Genomic DNA, 365 nt, shown 5'->3' on the forward strand with positions numbered 1-365 from the left:
GTTTTTCATCAGATCATAAAGCATCTTCCCCGCCGCCAGATCAATTCCCTCACCGCAGCCTATGCGAGTGACAAATGGTGTAAGCGATTTTCCACTTTCGAGCACCTTGTGACGATGATTTATGCTCAACTGTCCGGCCAGGTTAGCCTTCGTGATCTTGAAGCATCGTTCAATGCCAACCCCGCAAGGCGGTCTCACCTGAGCGGGCGCGGTGTACGGCGCTCGACATTGAGCGACGCAAATGCCACGCGCCCGTCAGCGGTGTTTGAAGCGATCCTGTCCCTGCTCTTGAACGACATGCAAGCCAGCCCCCGCAAGGAGGTCGGCGATCTGGTGCGATTGCTGGATTCCACCACGGTGAGCTT

General features: G+C 56.2%; 1 protein-coding gene. It reads left to right on the forward strand.

Going from position 1 to position 365, the window contains the following annotated elements; all coding sequences use genetic code 11:
- Nucleotides 1-12 precede the first annotated feature (12 nt).
- The coding region (locus ACXAH0_RS25190) for a DUF4372 domain-containing protein (protein WP_475196052.1) at nucleotides 13-365 on the forward strand (353 nt) is incomplete at its 3' end.

This window comes from Roseibium sp. AWQ4_290 (genome assembly GCF_056160985.1).